This window comes from Marinomonas dokdonensis (genome assembly GCF_052747885.1).
On sequence record NZ_JBRAND010000004.1, the window covers coordinates 110,745 to 126,476 of the forward strand.

Below are 15,732 nucleotides of genomic sequence, written 5' to 3' on the forward strand. Positions count from 1 at the left end.
GGTCATTACTGGGCTGTCGGTTCACTTAACTGTTCGATCTGATAGCCCCGCTGTGCAAGTTGTTTTAGCAATCCGTCTTCACCCGCCATATGGGAAACGCCCACTAAGATAAATTCTGTTTGTTCATCCTTAAGCATTTGTAGGATTTGAGGTAGCCAATTCTGGTTGCGGCTGACATATAAGCCCTGATGAATCTGTGGGAAATCCTTTTTTAGATCGACGAGTGTATAGTCGGCAAGACGTTCCATGTTCCCATCTCGCCAAGCGCCATGAATAGCCTCCAAGTTTTCTGGCATGGCTTCAATATCTAAAAGACTGTATAGAATGAGTTTGTCTGGGTCTTCATTACCTAAGCTGGCGAGCGTCAGTAATTGGGTCTGAGGGGACTCTAACCAATGGATTTTTTTATTATCTCGCAAGGCTTGTTGATGGTAGTAATTGTCCACGCCTATGGTGTTAAAGCCCATGGATTCCAGTTCAAACATACTGATGGAAACACTCACTAGGGCAGCCTTGTAGTGCTGGAGTGTCATGGGGTTGATGTTTTTCTGAGTAAGATATTCAAGCAGTTCTTGGTAAGTGTTCGAACTTAGCTGATGCTGTAACGGAATGTCCGATCTAAAAGTCTCGCCAATTTTTTGTTGAAACTGGGGGCTATTAATTACGCTCATATCTGTTTCAAAAAGAATGGTATCAGCGGCTTGGTAGGCTTGTTCATATTCACTTGGTAGTGGGTAGTCTTCTTGGGTCAGCAAGTGAAGTGTGCCACCTAAATACAAACTATGCTCCCCAGATGAGACTTTCCATACCGAAGCACTGTTGGCTATTGAGGTGTAACTGGCCAAGCATGAGATAACCAGTAGCAGAAAAAGTTTGTTCATTCTAGGTGCTCTAATTGAGTGATAAGGTGTAAATATGACTGGCTTTTTTAAAAGACTTGCCAGAATGTTCGAGGATGACACTAATGGGAATGGAAGTCATCCACATAGTCTGTGGATAAATCTGGGGGTATGCGTAAATAATAGTGGTTCACATCAGTAACAGCGGCCTTTGTAAAAATAGTGCAAAAAATGATCAAAAAGGCCGCTGCTAAATAGTGCTTAATCGAGCTTGAAACTTGTCCAAATTGGGGCATGGTCAGATGGCTTTTCTAAGCCTCTAAGCTCGTAGTCCACATCGCTATCTTCCAAATATGGCGTTAAGCCATTTGAAGACATGATGACATCGATGCGTAGCCCGCGCTTAGGGGTGTCATCAAAACCTTTTGAGCGGTAATCAAACCAGCTAAAACGATCATTTTTCTCTGGGTTTAGCTGACGGTAGGTGTCTGTTAGTCCCCAGTCGCAAAGGATTTTGAACCACTCACGCTCCTCTGGTAAGAAGCTACATTTACCGGTTTTTAACCAACGTTTAGCATTTGCCTCACCAATACCGATATCAAGATCTGTTGGTGAGATATTAATGTCTCCCATGACGATGATCTTTTCATCAGCAGTATGGTTCGCAAGGTATTCCATAAGGTCTGCATAAAACTTTCGTTTCGCTGGAAACTTGGTTTCGTGGTCACGGCTTTCCCCTTGAGGGAAGTAGCCATTCAGTACTTTTACTGGGCCTTGTGGCGTATCAAAGGTAGCAATGATCATACGACGTTGGGCGTCTTCTTCATCCCCCGGGAATCCATACTCAACACTTGTGGCTTCTTGTTTACTAAAAATAGCGACACCGTAATGAGATTTCTGGCCGTAATAGTAAGCGTGGTAACCCACGGACTCAGGGATTTCATGAGGGAAGGCATCATCGTGCACTTTAATTTCTTGTAGGCCGATTACATCTGGAGAGTGCTTTTCAACCAACGCTTCTATCTGATGAGGGCGAGCACGTAAGCCATTGATATTGAATGAGACAAATTTCATAGTAAGGATTCCTAAAGTGTTTCTGTAATCATACCTTGGTGTTATGGGGGCATAAAGTTTTTGCCAAAAATGTCCACAAGCGTTCCCATGTGCTCACTATTTTAGAGGCTAATGAATCGGAGAGGGTTTAACTTTTTGACTAAAATGCACATTTTCATGGTTTTTCAGCATTTCAGGGCAGAATAGTCACGGCTTCTTTTTAACTTATAGGTTCGGTACTGCTACACTTGGCGCATCGAATTTAACAACACTGACGTAGGAAGGGGCTGTAAATGGCTTATCAGTATGATCTTTTTGTAATTGGTGCCGGTTCTGGTGGTGTTCGCGCAAGTCGAGTGGCGGCGTCTAAAGCTTATAAAGTTGCTGTAGCAGAAGGCAGTGCTTTGGGTGGCACTTGTGTCAACATAGGTTGTGTGCCGAAAAAGTTATTTGTCTATGGCTCTGAATACGGTCATGGTTTTTCAGAAGCGGCTGGTTTTGGTTGGAAGCACGAAGGCGTTAGTTTTGACTGGTCTGTATTACGTGACAACAAAACCAAAGAAATTGAACGTCTAAACGTTATTTATGGCAACTTGTTGGGTAATGCTGGAGTAGAAGTTATTTCCGGTTACGCTAAATTTGTCGATGCTCACACGGTAGAAGTGGCTGGGCAGACCTACACAGCGGAAAGAATTTTGATCGCTGTAGGTGCTAAACCATTCATTCCTGAGTTTACTGGTTCTGATTTAGTCGTAAGCTCCAATGAAATGTTCTATCTAGATTCGCTACCTGAAAAAGCATTGGTCGTCGGCGGTGGTTATATTGCTGTTGAGTTTGCCGGTATCTTGAACGGACTAGGGGTTGATACTTCATTGGCCTATCGTGGTGACCAGTTACTACGTGGCTTTGATGAAGACGTACGCGCTTTCGCCAGCGAAGAATATGTGAAGTCTGGAATTGATGTTCGTTTGAACACTGACGTAGCATCCATCGAATTGGCGGATAAAGCGGACCCTGCTGGTAAGCGTATTGTGCATTTTAAAGATGGTAGTTCTGAAGAGTTCGGACTGATTTTATACGCTACAGGTCGTGTGCCAAATGTTGCTTCTTTGGCGCTTGATAAAGCAGGCGTTGAAACGGGTAAAAACGGCGCTGTCATCGTTGATAGCAACTTTGTCAGCAGTGCACCAAGCGTGTTTGCTCTGGGGGATGTGACGGATCGTATTCAGCTTACCCCAGTGGCGATTAAAGAAGCCATGGCATTAATCGATTTCTGGTTTGAAGGTAAAGCTGTCGATTTTGACTACGACAATATTCCTACCGCCGTGTTTAGCCAGCCATCCATTGGTACAGTGGGCTTAACGGAACAAGAAGCCGATGCCCGTGGTTTAGATTTCCGTGTTTATCAGACGGATTTCCGTGCCATGAAACATACTTTGTCCGGTGCGCAAACTCGCTCACTGATGAAGCTTTTGGTCAATAACGCCGACGATAAAGTCATTGGTGCTCACATGGTGGGTGACTATGCGGGTGAGATTATCCAAGGTTTAGGCATTGCCATTAAAGCAGGTGCCACGAAAGCTGACTTCGATGCTACCGTTGGGGTTCACCCAACCAGTGCAGAAGAGTTTGTTACCTTCTCGGCTGGTGCTTTGAAGAAACGTTAAGCCTTTACAGATCAGCTAGTTAAACAAAGGCGCCTAGTGCGCCTTTGTTTTTATTAGGGCAGGGTGTTATAACTATGTTTAGTGTCTTACACGCTTTTAAACATCAGTTGTTAGATGAATAAAGCAGGCTGCTTTATCAGGCTTAATAACGAATAGAGGTACATAATAATGATTTCCCCCTCTAGTAGTGAACAAGTTATACGCAAGCTTTATCAAATTACCAATAACCACCATTTAGGTTTTGAAGAACAGATCAGGCAATTACTTCGAATGGGCTTAGAGCGATTCGATTTAGACATTGCCATCCTTTCCAAAATAGATGGAGAGGATTATGTCATTCAATATTGTGTGACGCCTGTCGAGATCCCTTTACAATCTGGGGACAAATTCAATTTTGATGCCACCTATTGCTCCATTACCTGTACGGCAAATCAAGCCGTTGCGATTGAGCATGTTGGTCAAGATGATAGGTTAGCCGTACATCCGGCTTATCAAGCCTTTGGTCTAGAAGCTTATATCGGTATTCCCATCTATGTTCAGGGTGAGCTATACGGGACGTTAAACTTTTCTAGCCCTTTACCTTTTCCTCGTAAATTTCATGACTTCGATCTAGACGCCTTGCAACTAATGGCTTCTTGGATAGAAGTTGAGCTGGTTAGAAGAAGCCAAGAGAAGCAGTTAAGTGAGCTTAATAAAGAGCTGCAATTTATGGCGGACCACGACAGTTTAACGAATGTGCTTAACCGACGAGGGATTTATAGCGCTCTAACTCAGTCTATGAACAAGCTGTGCCAGAAGGCGGATAAAGGCTTATTGGCGATTGTCGATATTGATAATTTCAAAGAGTTAAACGATACCTATGGCCATAAAAATGGCGATGAGGTATTGGTTTCTCTGGCTAGTTTGCTTGATGGCTCTATTGGAAGGCATGATGTTTTAGGGCGTTTGGCTGGCGATGAGTTTTTAATCTTCTTGCCTGGTAAAGATCTGCAACAAGGTACTGAACTCTTTAAATCCATTCAGGAAAGGGTCAGTAGTCTGAGTGAAAATGATGTATATCTCACACTATCTATTGGTTTTTGTAGTATTGATTTTGTCACCCCAAGTGGTGAAGTCTCTAACGAGCAAATTGAAAGCTATATTAGCCTAGCCGATAAAGCGTTATACATCGCCAAATCCCAAGGCGGTAACCGTTTGATAAGCCTAATGGCGGAAGGCTAAGGGCTACAGTTGGTTGGCTTTTCGGTAGGGGCCTTGGTAATCAAAGAGACGCTCTGTCACTTGCCAATACTGTTTGTTCTTCTTGGCGATAACAAAGTCTGGGGAAGGCAAGTATGGTAAGAAAGGCAGCAGCTCCTCAACGTTCTCAAAGCTGATGTTTTGCGTCGCCGCTGCTAAGCGTTTTGCAAATATGTCATTGAAGGCTTGCCGAGACTTTTTTTGTTTAAAACGGAATGTCTCGGTCAGGGTAATACCTTCTTCGTCGTGGTAAATAATTTTAAGGGTCTCTCCACTAATGGAATGCTCGGTTGTGAAGCCAGAGCATCGTAATACTTTATTGTCCTTTAGGTTGAGCGCATTGCGCAGTTGATCGTCTGCATCGAGCAGCTTTTCGAAACACTGGTGGCATTGTCGGGCGGCGATATCATTTTCACTGTCACAATGAGGGCAGCGTTTAAATTTAAAGCGATATTGGCATTGCTCTTTACTATCGCCCATTTCCACTAGCCCATGACAGCGGCGTCCAAAGTGTTCAAGAATGTTTCCTTCAGCGTCCACTCGTCCCCAAAAGGTGTTGGCGAAATCGCATTCAGGGCAATGAATTTGTACTGCTACTGAATCGCTGGTGGGCTTTTTTTCACCAATTTCAGGCTGAAAAATATTATAGCCATTGTTGGTGTAGTCCAAAATTAAGCAGTCTTGCTTGCCTTCGCTTAGTCGTAAACCTCGGCCCACAATTTGCTGGAACAAACTGATGGATTGGGTAGGGCGCAAGATGGCAATAACATCCACATGGGGCGCATCAAAACCTGTGGTGAGTACCGAGACATTCACGAGATATTTAAGCTGCTTCTGTTTGAAGGCTTGTATGAGTTGGTCTCGCTCACGAATGGGCGTTTTGCCGGTAATAATGGCGGTTCTGTCTTCAGGTAAATAGCTGCCAATTTCATAGGCATGATCTATGGTCGCGGCAAAGATCATCACCCCTTGGCGGTTTTCACTCAGTTGCAATATCTGCTCGGTAACCGCTTGAGTGACTCTAGGGTATTTGTGAATGAGTTCGTTCAGGGCAATGTCGTTTGCGTCTTGTTCGCCGTCTAAGCTCTCTGTTAGCAAACTAAAATCATAATGGGCTATGGCAGCATCGTAGTGAACTGGTGGTGTTAAGTAGCCCTGTTTGACCATGTGTTGTAAGGGAAGCTCAAAAATGCATTTTTTAAAAAAGGCTGCCTGCTTGGCATCCTCCATTTGCCCACGACAATAGCCATGATAATGCTGCTGATAAATCCAACCGGTAGTTAAGCGATAGGGGGTAGCGGTTAAGCCCAGTATTTTGACCTTAGGGTTAAGCTTTCTAAAATGCTCAATGGTCTGCTGATATTGGCTACTGTCTTGCATGCTAATGCGATGACACTCATCAATGACTAATAAGCTCACAGGTTCTTGAAAAGCCGACAGATTAGCTGAAATGGATTGCACACTGGCAAAGGTGGTTTTGTGATGGCTGGCTTTTTCATTTAGCCCAGCAGAAAAAATACCAGCCGTATTCCCCGTAGCTTCAAACTTTGCATGGTTTTGCTCCACCAATTCTTTCACGTGGGCTAGGCAAACAACTCGACCATTGGCAAGCCTGCTAAGCTCTGCAATTACTAAGCTTTTGCCAGCGCCAGTTGGCAAGACGATCACAGCGGGGTCTAGATGTCGACGAAAATGCTCAATGACCGATTCCACCGCTTGTTGCTGATAATCACGTAATTTAAAAGTTTGTGTCATAGTGAGCGAATCTTGGTGTGTTAAAGCAAAGGCTGAAGTATGATGGCGGCGCCATTCATTTTGCCTTTTTATAAGTGATTAATCCATTGACGACCCCTGAAAAGTTGACCCTTGGTTCTTTGTATTTCGAAGAACCCCTTACCCTTTTTGATCGTGAAGAGCCTTTTTACAATTTATTGAACGATTTGCAGACAAAGGGGTGGAGTATTCAGGACGACTTCTTCTCAACTCGCTTCACAAAAGTCTTGCGGGACGAAGCCCATGGTTTACCTGTGGAAGAGATGCAAAGGGCTGGCGTGGGACGTCAGCAAGACCATCAGGTGTTGCTAGAAGCGCGCCGAGACTACATACGTTGGATCGACCCAGAGTCGGCAATTCGCCATGACTTTCTAAATGCCATGGAGTTATTGCGGGTGGCGCTAAATCGCCATTTGTTCATTGGTCTATTTGATTATGAAGCGCATTTTGCTCGCTACGAAAAAGGTGCCTTTTATGAAAAACACATAGACGCCTTTAAAGGGGAGAGTAACCGCATTCTTTCTACCGTTTTGTATCTGAACGATGACTGGCAAGAAGGCGATGGTGGGGAGTTGGTCATTTATGATGAACATAACCCAGAAATCGAGTTGGGACGTTTTTTTCCAAAAAATGGCCGCATGGCGTTCTTTTTGAGCGAATGTTTTTATCACGAAGTGAAGGTGGCTAAGCGAACGCGCCACAGTATCGCGGGCTGGTTTCGAGTTAATAACACTACTGGGCAAAACCTTGATCCGGATCAATAAAATTATTGCCCTAAAATAAGGGGTAGAGTCTCGAAACACAGGCAAAAAATCTCTATAATGCGCGGCTTGTTTAATTGCTCTGGTTTTACGTTCCAGATCGCAGAGGAGAAAGAAATGTCGAAAGTTGTTGTATGTGCCCTGTATAAATTCGTTGAACTGAATAACTACGTAGAGTTGCGTGAGCCTCTACAAGCAGTGCTCGAAGAAAACGCCATTCGTGGCACCTTATTGTTAGCCAGTGAAGGCATTAACGGTACTGTCGCAGGTAGCCGTGAAGGCATAGACGCTATGTTGGCTTGGTTAGATGCTCAGCCAGGGCTGGACAATATTGTTTACAAAGAATCTTTCGACGAAAACATGCCTTTCTACCGCACTAAGGTGAAGCTTAAAAAAGAAATCGTCACCATGGGCGTTGAGGGCATCGACCCAAAACGTGTGGTAGGCACTTATGTTAAGCCACAAGATTGGAATGATCTGATCTCTGACCCAGATGTGGTTCTAGTAGATACTCGTAACGATTACGAAGTGCAAATCGGTACCTTCAAAAATGCCGTTAACCCAAAAACAGATACCTTCCGTGAATTCCCATCCTATGTAAAAGAAAATATGGATCCGGCGAAACACAAGAAAGTTGCCATGTTCTGTACGGGTGGCATTCGCTGTGAAAAATCCACGGCCTACATGCTAGAGCAAGGCTTTGAAGAGGTGTATCACCTAGAAGGCGGCATCTTAAAATACCTTGAGGAAGTACCGAAAGAAGAGACGCTTTGGGAAGGTGACTGCTTCGTGTTTGATAACCGTGTGTCGGTTAATCACGATCTAGAAAAAGGCGATTACGACCAGTGTCACGCTTGCCGTATGCCGATCACAGAAGAAGAAAAGCAGCTTGAGTCCTATGTTCAAGGTGTTAGCTGTGTGCACTGTATTGACAAGTATTCTCCAGAGCAACGCCAGCGTTTTATTGAGCGTGAACGTCAAGTTCAGTTAGCTAAAGCTCGTGGTGAAGAGCACATAGGTGCTGAAGTAACAGAAGCCGTTGCAAAACACCGCAGTGAAAAAGAAGCCGAAAAAGAGCGCCAACGTAAAATTCGTCAAGCGGCCGCTAAATAACTTGTTCAAAAAACACTCGGACTGAGTCCGAGTGTTTTTAAACCTTTGATCTTTCGCTCAAATTCTCCAGAAATCTGTTAAAATCCCTCCCCAATGTCGTTCAACAATGGTTTCGAAATTGCTTCGACTACCGTACAATAAAAAATCGCTTTTCATTAGCCAGTATCTATCATGAGTTATCAAGTTTTAGCACGCAAATGGCGCCCTCAGACATTTCTTGAAATGGCTGGACAAGACCATGTTTTACAAGCCCTTGTTAACGCTTTGCGCCAACAACGTTTGCACCATGCTTATTTATTTACCGGTACCCGAGGGGTCGGTAAAACCACCATTGCGCGAATTTTTGCTAAATGCTTAAACTGTGAAACCAATGGTATCTCGCCAGAGCCTTGCGGCACTTGTGATAGTTGTCGTGAAATCGCCGAAGGTCGCTTTGTTGACCTTATCGAAGTGGATGCGGCATCACGAACCAAGGTGGAAGATACTCGCGAATTATTAGAAAACGTCCAATATGCACCGACCCGTGGTCGCTTTAAAGTCTATCTGATAGACGAAGTGCACATGCTGTCGACTCACTCTTTTAACGCCTTATTAAAAACTTTAGAAGAGCCGCCAGCCCATGTTAAGTTCCTATTAGCGACTACAGACCCACAGAAATTACCCGTAACGATCTTGTCTCGCTGTTTGCAATTCAATCTTAAAAATATGACACCGCAACGAGTGGTGGATTATCTGCAAACCGTGCTACAAAGCGAAACCATAGAATACGACCAGCCTGCCTTGTGGCAAATCGGCCAAGCAGCCAATGGAAGTATGCGTGATGCGCTGAGTTTGACAGATCAAGCCATTGCTTTTGGTAACGGTCATATCTCTGAGTCTGGTGTGACGGCCATGCTTGGGCTTGTGAATCAGTCTCAAGTGTTGGATTTACTTGAAACGGTTGTCGCTAAGCAAGCCGCACAAGTCATGCATAAAATTGAACTGCTTGCGGATTACCAGCCTGACTTTAGTGCCATTTGTGGCAGCCTAATGGATTGTTTGCATCGAGTGGCCATTGAGCAACAGGTGCCCGGCGCTTTACAGGATCAGTTAGGGGATTTGTCGCGTATTCAAGCCATGGCGAGCCAGGTGGCAGCAGAAGAAATTCAGATTATGTACCAAAGCTTATTGGTTGGTAAGCGAGATTTACACTTGGCCCATTCGGTACGCGCCGGTTTTGAAATGCTAATGCTGCGCCTTATCGCTTTCCGTCCTGCTCCCCCAATGACAGTGAGCTACGAAGCACCTCCAGTAACGCAAGCCTCGGCGTCTCCTGAAGCCCCTGTGGTGTCTGCACCAACACACACAAGTGCTGAGCCTGTTGTGGCTGAAACGCCTGTATCTCATGAAGCGTCATCTGTATCTCATGAAGTGCCACCAGCACCCGCTGAAAAGTCACTGGAAGCGCCAATAGAAGGCAGTACAGCCTCTGCAAGCCCCGAGACTTCAATGCCTCAGGCAGCGGTTGAGTCAATAAGCCCAGTAGAAGCGCCAGCGGAGCCAGTTTCTCAAGCATCATCATTACCACAAGATCAACGACCCCCTTGGGAAGAAAGTGATGCTGAACCTGCAGTGCCAGAAAGCCCAGCAGAAGACATTTCTGAAGAACCTGTTGTTGCAGATTCTATGGTTGATGCGCCTATTGTACAGCAACAGCCAGACGTTGAGAGCGATGAGCCTATTGAGGAAACAGAAGAAGTTCCAGTAGCTGATTCTGTTGTTGAATCTCCTCTTGAGTCTTCTCTTGAACCCGAGGAAAAGGCTGAATCATTCGTACCAACCGATGAAAAAAAGCCAATCGCCCCCATAGAAGATGAGGACGAGGAAGATGAAGAAGAAGCCGAAGAGCGGGCAATCAGTGATGTCTTAGACCCATATAACGCATCGGCGGCCTTGGTTGAGGCATTAAACAGTGATGTAGAAGAAGACACTGCTGAAGAAGAGCCTCAAACGGAGGTATCAACGGATAATAGATTGGCTAAAATCCCCGATCGGATTGCCCAGCCAGCGCTTGGTATTCCAGTGCCAGAGATGTCCCACTATAACCAGTTAACCATGAAAATTTGGTGGCTGGTGGCGCCAAGGTTAGCGTTATCGGGTTTGGTTCATAACATCTTAATGAACTCAAGCTTGATAGAGTCCACAGACCAAGGGGTACGTTTACAGGTGCCCTTGGAGTACGGGCACATGCTGAATCAAACTCGCTATGAGCAAATACAAAATGCCCTAAGCGACTTTTTTGGTATTCCTGTTCCGCTCATCATTGATACGGTGGAAGATGTCAGCGGAGTGACCGCAGAAGAATTTGCCGCCAGTAAGCGTGCCGAAGCCTTACAGGTGGCCATAGATCATTTAAATGCACACCCAGTTGTGCAAGCCCTTTCAACGACGATGGGCGCACAATTGATATACGATACAGTCAAAGTTAAAGCGTAAATTGGAGAAAAGATATGTTTAAAGGTGGAATGGGTAACATGATGCGCCAAGCGCAGAAAATGCAGGAAAACGTGCAGAAAGCCCAAGAAGAAGTCGCCAACATGGAAGTAGAAGGCCAAGCTGGTGCGGGTCTTGTAAAAATTATCATGACAGGCCGTCACGATGTTAAGCGTGTGTCTATCGACGATTCTTTATTCGAAGACGATAAAGAAATGTTAGAAGACCTGATTGCTGCAGCGGTAAATGATGCGGTACGCAACATCGAATCAAGCCAAAAGGAAAAGATGGACGCCGCGACTGCGGGTATGTCTTTACCACCTGGCTTCAAGATGCCTTTCTAGGAGGCTGTCTTGTTTAGTCCTCTGATCAAAGAGCTGATTGAGTCTTTGCGCTGTTTACCCGGTGTTGGGCCAAAATCTGCGCAGAAAATGGCTTTGTACCTGCTTGAAAGAGAGCATCAAGGGGCCGATCGTTTAGCGAATTCATTGCGTGAAGCTCTTGATAAAGTTGGGCGTTGTTCTAGTTGTCGAACACTCACGGAAGAGTCTGAGTGTAGTCTTTGTCAGTCATCCGATAGGGACCCGAAAAAACTCTGTATCGTTGAAACCCCAGCCGATGTGATTGCTATTGAATCGGCAGGAACCTTCGACGGCCGTTACTTTGTATTACTAGGGCACCTGTCTCCCATCGATGGCATTGGTCCGGAAGAATTGGGCTTAGACAGACTTGAGCAGCTAGTGCTGCACAACTCGGTAGAAGAGGCGATCATAGCGACAAACTCCACCATTGAAGGTGAAGCAACCTGTCACTATATTGCGGAACTGTTAAAAAAACTGAACATCAATGTGAGTCGCATTGCTCATGGGGTTCCCATGGGGGGTGAGCTTGAATACGTTGATGGTAACACTCTGGCACTTGCGCTAGAGGGACGGAAGACACTCTAGTATGAATGATCAAGAGCAAGCGTTGAATATCATTTGGGTTGCTGACAATGCTTCATTAAGAAGTTGGTGTGAGTATTGGGCAGAATTACCTGTGATTGCGGTGGATACGGAATTCATTCGCCGCAGTACTTATTACCCAATCACGGGATTGATTCAAATCAGTGAAGGGGAGAAGGCGGTATTAATCGACCCCCTAAGCATTGATGATTGGGCACCGTTACGGGACCTAATGATAGATCCAAATGTGATGAAAGTATTTCACGCTTGTTCGGAAGATCTGGATGTTTTTGATCGTTTGCTTGGTGTGTTGCCAACGCCTTTTTATGACACGCAAATAGGCGAAGCTTACGCTAATGCCCAATGGTCTTTAAGCTATGTGAAGCTGATCCATGCCTATTTAAACATCGAAGTGGCGAAGGATGAGACGCGTTCCGACTGGCTACAGCGTCCTTTAACCGATGCCCAAAAGCGCTATGCCGCTTTGGATGTGGTGTATTTGGCACAGGTTTACCCTCAGCAAATTGAAAAGCTGAAAGCCAAAAATATGCTGGATTGGGTGTTAGAAGACTGTGAGTCCCTTAAGTGGCAATATCAGCAAAATTCTGACCCTGAGCAAAATTGGGCGAATATTAAAACCGCTTGGCGTTTGACTCCAGAAGGCTTAACGCTATTGCGTTTGTTGTTTATTTGGCGAGATGAACAGGCTCGAAAAGAAGATGTACCGAAAGGCCAAATTCTGAAAGATCGAACTTTGTGGGCTTTGGCGAAAGATCTACCAAGCCACCATAGAGCGATTTCCACTACGGAAGAATTAACCGGTCGTCAGCACCGTTTATATGGCGATGTGATTTTAGAAAAAGTTCATTGGGTGAAAGGCTTATCCCCTGATGAATATCAGTTAGCGTTAGAAATTCCTCTGCCTTCTAAGGCGGGAGAGTTAACAAAGGCCATTAAAGCTTTTGTACGCGAACAGGCACAATCATTAGAAATTGCCCCAGAAGCCATGATGAAGCGCAAATTACTGGACCCTTTGGTTCGTCATTTGTTCGATGGCTCGGATATGAATTGGCAAAATCCAGCTTTGTTGGGTTGGCGTCGAGAGGCCATTGTTAATCCTGTGTTAGAGAAATTTAAGTCAAACCCTTAGTCGCTAACTTGCTTAGCTCGTTGTTGCAAAACGACAAAATTGAGAAAACTATGAAACAGCATTTAATTGTAGAAGTCTTTCGCTCTTCCAAACACGACGAAATGTACTTGTATGTGGAAAAAAGCATAGGTCTTAAAAAAGTGCCAGAAGAGTTAATGGCACGTTTTGGTAAAGGCATTAGCGCCATGACCATGCTACTCACTACAGAAAGTAAATTGGCCCGTTCCAAGCCAGAAAATGTCATTGAAGGGATTCGTGAAAAAGGCTTTTACCTACAGCTTCCGCCTGCGAAAGATGACTATTTGTTGGATCTGTATAAAACGCCAACTCAGGCTGCTTATTAATTATGATTGCAAAGCGTTATGAACCGTTTTGGAAAACGACGCCCCTAGAAAAGATGTCAGCATCTGAATGGGAGTCTATCTGTGACGGTTGTGGTAAGTGTTGTTTACAGAAGCTGCAAGATGACGAAACCGAAGAGGTGTTTTACACCACTTTGGCGTGTCATCAGCTTGATATCAATGCCTGCCAATGTAAGGTATATGAAACACGCCAGAAAAAAGTGGCCAGTTGTATTACGCTGACCCTAGATCAGTTAGAAGAATTTCATTGGTTGCCAGACACCTGTGGTTATCGTGTGCTTCATGAAACAGGGGATTTGCCAGAGTGGCACCCTTTGAAAGTCGGTAGCCAGAAAGAAATGAAGCGTCAGGGTTTAACCGTTGAGCATTACGCTGTGAATGAAAACAGTGTAGAGGAAGACGATTGGGAAACCCATATTATCAAATGGGTGCATGGTATGCCTGAACCGTATTCAATAGATTGACGTATCAGTTTAACGGTCAATCGCCTGTATTAGGAGTTCGTTAACGTGAAGTGGTTTAAACAAAATCTTATTGTAGTGTTAATGAGCGTGCTGATATTCGGCGCTACCAGCAGTCGTGCGGACACCCAGTTTCGCATTATTGTGGACGCTTCTGGCAGTATGTTAATGAGTGATCCAGACAAGCTGACCTCCGAAGCGCTCCGCCTAATTTCTAATCTCGCCCCAGAAGAGCATGCCACCTTAGGCATTTGGTTATTTGGTGAAACCCCTCGGGTGTTGTTGCCTGAAGATCGCATCAATAAGGCAACCAAAGCCAAGTTAAGCCAGTATGTCGACAGCTATGCCACAGAAGATCTTAAAACAGATCTAGAAGCTATTATTGCTTTGCTTCTTAACACTCCAGACCAAGGTGAGTTAGAACCGGGCTTTGATCGTCACTGGATCTTAGTGACCGACGGCATGGTGGATATTAGTCTTGATGAAGAGGTTAACAATGCCTCCAGAGAGCGTATCCTCTACGAACTGACAACCCGTTTAGAAGAGCAGTGTATTCATCTACATACCATTTCTATGACGGGCTATACAGACAAAGCTTTGTTAAAAAGCTTGTCTTTAAAAACCAATGCCAGTCATGTCGAAGTGGCCGCCCCAGAAGATTTATTAGATACCTTCGAGCGCATTTTTACTCAGGCCTCTCCTAGTGAAGAGCTGCCTTTCGATGGCAATCGTTTTTTCGTAGACGAGGCCATTGAAGAGCTTACTCTAGTGGTCTTCCATCGTGCGGGAGAACAACCGGAAATCATTACGCCTACTGGCCGTGAATTGCCTTTAACGAATGCCCAAGGAGTGAGCGTTGCGGCCTCTTCTCATTACACCCTAGTCACCATTACCAAGCCTCAGGTAGGGGACTGGCAAGTTAATAACGTGGATCTTGAGCGCAGTAGTATTCGTATTATCACCGACCTTAATGCACAAGTGACGAAGATCGCGCCAGTTTTGTTTATTAATGAACCAATTTTCTCGACGTTGGGTTTGTTTGAGAATGAACAACAAATTCAAGATGACAGTGTGTTGGGGTTATTAAAGGTTGAGCAAAGCTTATATAAAATAAATGGCGAAAGTCGAAATCTTGTTTCTCAACAAGAGATGGTACCAGTAGGTTTCAGCTATAAATCCAAACTGAGTGATTCACTCACACCGGGTAACTATGAGTTGCTAAGCCATGTGGATGGGCAAAGCTTCTCCCGCCAAATGAGCCAGGTGTTTACCGTGCATCCAGCCATTGATTTTAGTGCTGAAAAAGTGGGCCCAGATCTCATGGCTTTTTCTGCTAAGCCTGTGAACCTTAAGCTGCACTTACTGCGTTCCAGTGTGCGTATTGAATACGTCTACCAAGATGGCACTAAACGTATTGAAGACATGCCCTTGATTGGGCAAGGTTACTGGCAGCAGGTTGTGCCTCTAGAAGCTGAAAAAGGGCTTAGAGTTAGGGTAAATCTACAAGGTGTGACACAGAATGGTGTTAACTTTGAATACTGGTCCCAGCCTTGGCAACAAGGCCAAGATGTCATTGCGGAACCCATTACTGCGACAGCCCAGAGCAGTGACACAGGTGTAGTGATTGCTGCCCCTAAAGTTGATGTGATGCCGATTTACGTGCCTTCTAGTGTTGTCGAAGTGGCTGACCCGAATGCCCCTGTGCAAGACGAAAATAATGATCTGACGCCAGAACCTGCTCAAATAGACACAAGTATTGAAGGTGATCAGCAAGATATTTTCTCTGCTAATGAATGGATGTTGTATGGGGCATTAAATCTCGCTGGGCTGATCGTTATCGTCGGTGGTGTAATCTTGTACCGCCGAGCCAAGAAAAAATCTGTATAGAGTGAAAGATA

At 45.0% G+C, this 15,732-nt stretch carries 14 protein-coding genes; 11 read left to right on the forward strand and 3 right to left on the reverse strand.

All coding sequences use genetic code 11. The features are described from left to right. Positions 1-5 precede the first annotated feature (5 nt). Together ACUM5Y_RS11320 and xthA are read right to left on the reverse strand one after the other, a co-directional pair. On the reverse strand, positions 6-881 hold the full coding sequence (locus ACUM5Y_RS11320) for a TraB/GumN family protein (protein WP_445976983.1): 876 nt from the start codon (positions 879-881) through the stop codon (positions 6-8). Positions 882-1,100: 219 nt separating this feature from the next. Further along, complete coding sequence (xthA, locus tag ACUM5Y_RS11325) at positions 1,101-1,913, reverse strand: exodeoxyribonuclease III (RefSeq protein WP_445976984.1); 813 nt, start codon at positions 1,911-1,913, stop codon at positions 1,101-1,103. Positions 1,914-2,185: 272 nt separating this feature from the next. Here xthA and gorA point away from each other — a divergent pair, with 272 nt between their 5' ends. Further along, a complete protein-coding gene (gorA, locus tag ACUM5Y_RS11330; protein ID WP_445976985.1) occupies positions 2,186-3,559 on the forward strand; it encodes a glutathione-disulfide reductase in 1,374 nt (457 codons plus the stop codon). Positions 3,560-3,727: 168 nt separating this feature from the next. Further along, positions 3,728-4,780: a GGDEF domain-containing protein gene (locus tag ACUM5Y_RS11335; RefSeq protein WP_445976986.1), complete on the forward strand. Its 1,053-nt coding sequence runs from the start codon at positions 3,728-3,730 to the stop codon at positions 4,778-4,780. 3 nt (positions 4,781-4,783) lie between these two features. On the opposite strand, the gene radD is transcribed toward ACUM5Y_RS11335, so the two are convergent. Continuing rightward, on the reverse strand, positions 4,784-6,553 hold the full coding sequence (gene radD, locus ACUM5Y_RS11340; RefSeq protein ID WP_445976987.1) for a DNA repair helicase RadD: 1,770 nt from the start codon (positions 6,551-6,553) through the stop codon (positions 4,784-4,786). 86 nt (positions 6,554-6,639) lie between these two features. Between radD and ACUM5Y_RS11345 the strand changes: the two genes are divergently transcribed. The 9 genes from ACUM5Y_RS11345 (at position 6,640) to ACUM5Y_RS11385 (ending at position 15,721) form a co-directional block, all read left to right on the forward strand. Next, entirely contained in the window at positions 6,640-7,335 is a 696-nt protein-coding gene (locus tag ACUM5Y_RS11345; RefSeq protein WP_445976988.1) for a 2OG-Fe(II) oxygenase, read from the forward strand. A gap of 114 nt (positions 7,336-7,449) precedes the next feature. Next, the gene (trhO, locus tag ACUM5Y_RS11350; protein ID WP_445976989.1) at positions 7,450-8,445 is read left to right on the forward strand and encodes an oxygen-dependent tRNA uridine(34) hydroxylase TrhO; all 996 of its coding nucleotides are present in this window, start codon (positions 7,450-7,452) and stop codon (positions 8,443-8,445) included. A gap of 171 nt (positions 8,446-8,616) precedes the next feature. Further along, a complete protein-coding gene (gene dnaX, locus ACUM5Y_RS11355) occupies positions 8,617-10,920 on the forward strand; it encodes a DNA polymerase III subunit gamma/tau (protein ID WP_445976990.1) in 2,304 nt (767 codons plus the stop codon). 14 nt (positions 10,921-10,934) lie between these two features. Next, positions 10,935-11,261 carry a YbaB/EbfC family nucleoid-associated protein gene (locus ACUM5Y_RS11360; protein WP_445976991.1) on the forward strand — a complete coding sequence of 109 codons (327 nt, stop codon included), beginning with the start codon at positions 10,935-10,937 and terminating at the stop codon, positions 11,259-11,261. A gap of 9 nt (positions 11,262-11,270) precedes the next feature. Then, positions 11,271-11,864 carry a recombination mediator RecR gene (gene recR, locus ACUM5Y_RS11365; protein ID WP_445976992.1) on the forward strand — a complete coding sequence of 198 codons (594 nt, stop codon included), beginning with the start codon at positions 11,271-11,273 and terminating at the stop codon, positions 11,862-11,864. Position 11,865: 1 nt separating this feature from the next. Next, positions 11,866-13,011 carry a ribonuclease D gene (gene rnd / locus ACUM5Y_RS11370; RefSeq protein ID WP_445976993.1) on the forward strand — a complete coding sequence of 382 codons (1,146 nt, stop codon included), beginning with the start codon at positions 11,866-11,868 and terminating at the stop codon, positions 13,009-13,011. 50 nt (positions 13,012-13,061) lie between these two features. Beyond that, the gene (locus tag ACUM5Y_RS11375) at positions 13,062-13,355 is read left to right on the forward strand and encodes a YcgL domain-containing protein (protein WP_445976994.1); all 294 of its coding nucleotides are present in this window, start codon (positions 13,062-13,064) and stop codon (positions 13,353-13,355) included. Between the two features lie 2 nt (positions 13,356-13,357). Beyond that, the gene (locus ACUM5Y_RS11380) at positions 13,358-13,837 is read left to right on the forward strand and encodes a YcgN family cysteine cluster protein (protein ID WP_445976995.1); all 480 of its coding nucleotides are present in this window, start codon (positions 13,358-13,360) and stop codon (positions 13,835-13,837) included. 45 nt (positions 13,838-13,882) lie between these two features. Beyond that, on the forward strand, positions 13,883-15,721 hold the full coding sequence (locus ACUM5Y_RS11385; RefSeq protein ID WP_445976996.1) for a VWA domain-containing protein: 1,839 nt from the start codon (positions 13,883-13,885) through the stop codon (positions 15,719-15,721). The last annotated feature ends 11 nt before the right edge of the window (positions 15,722-15,732 follow it).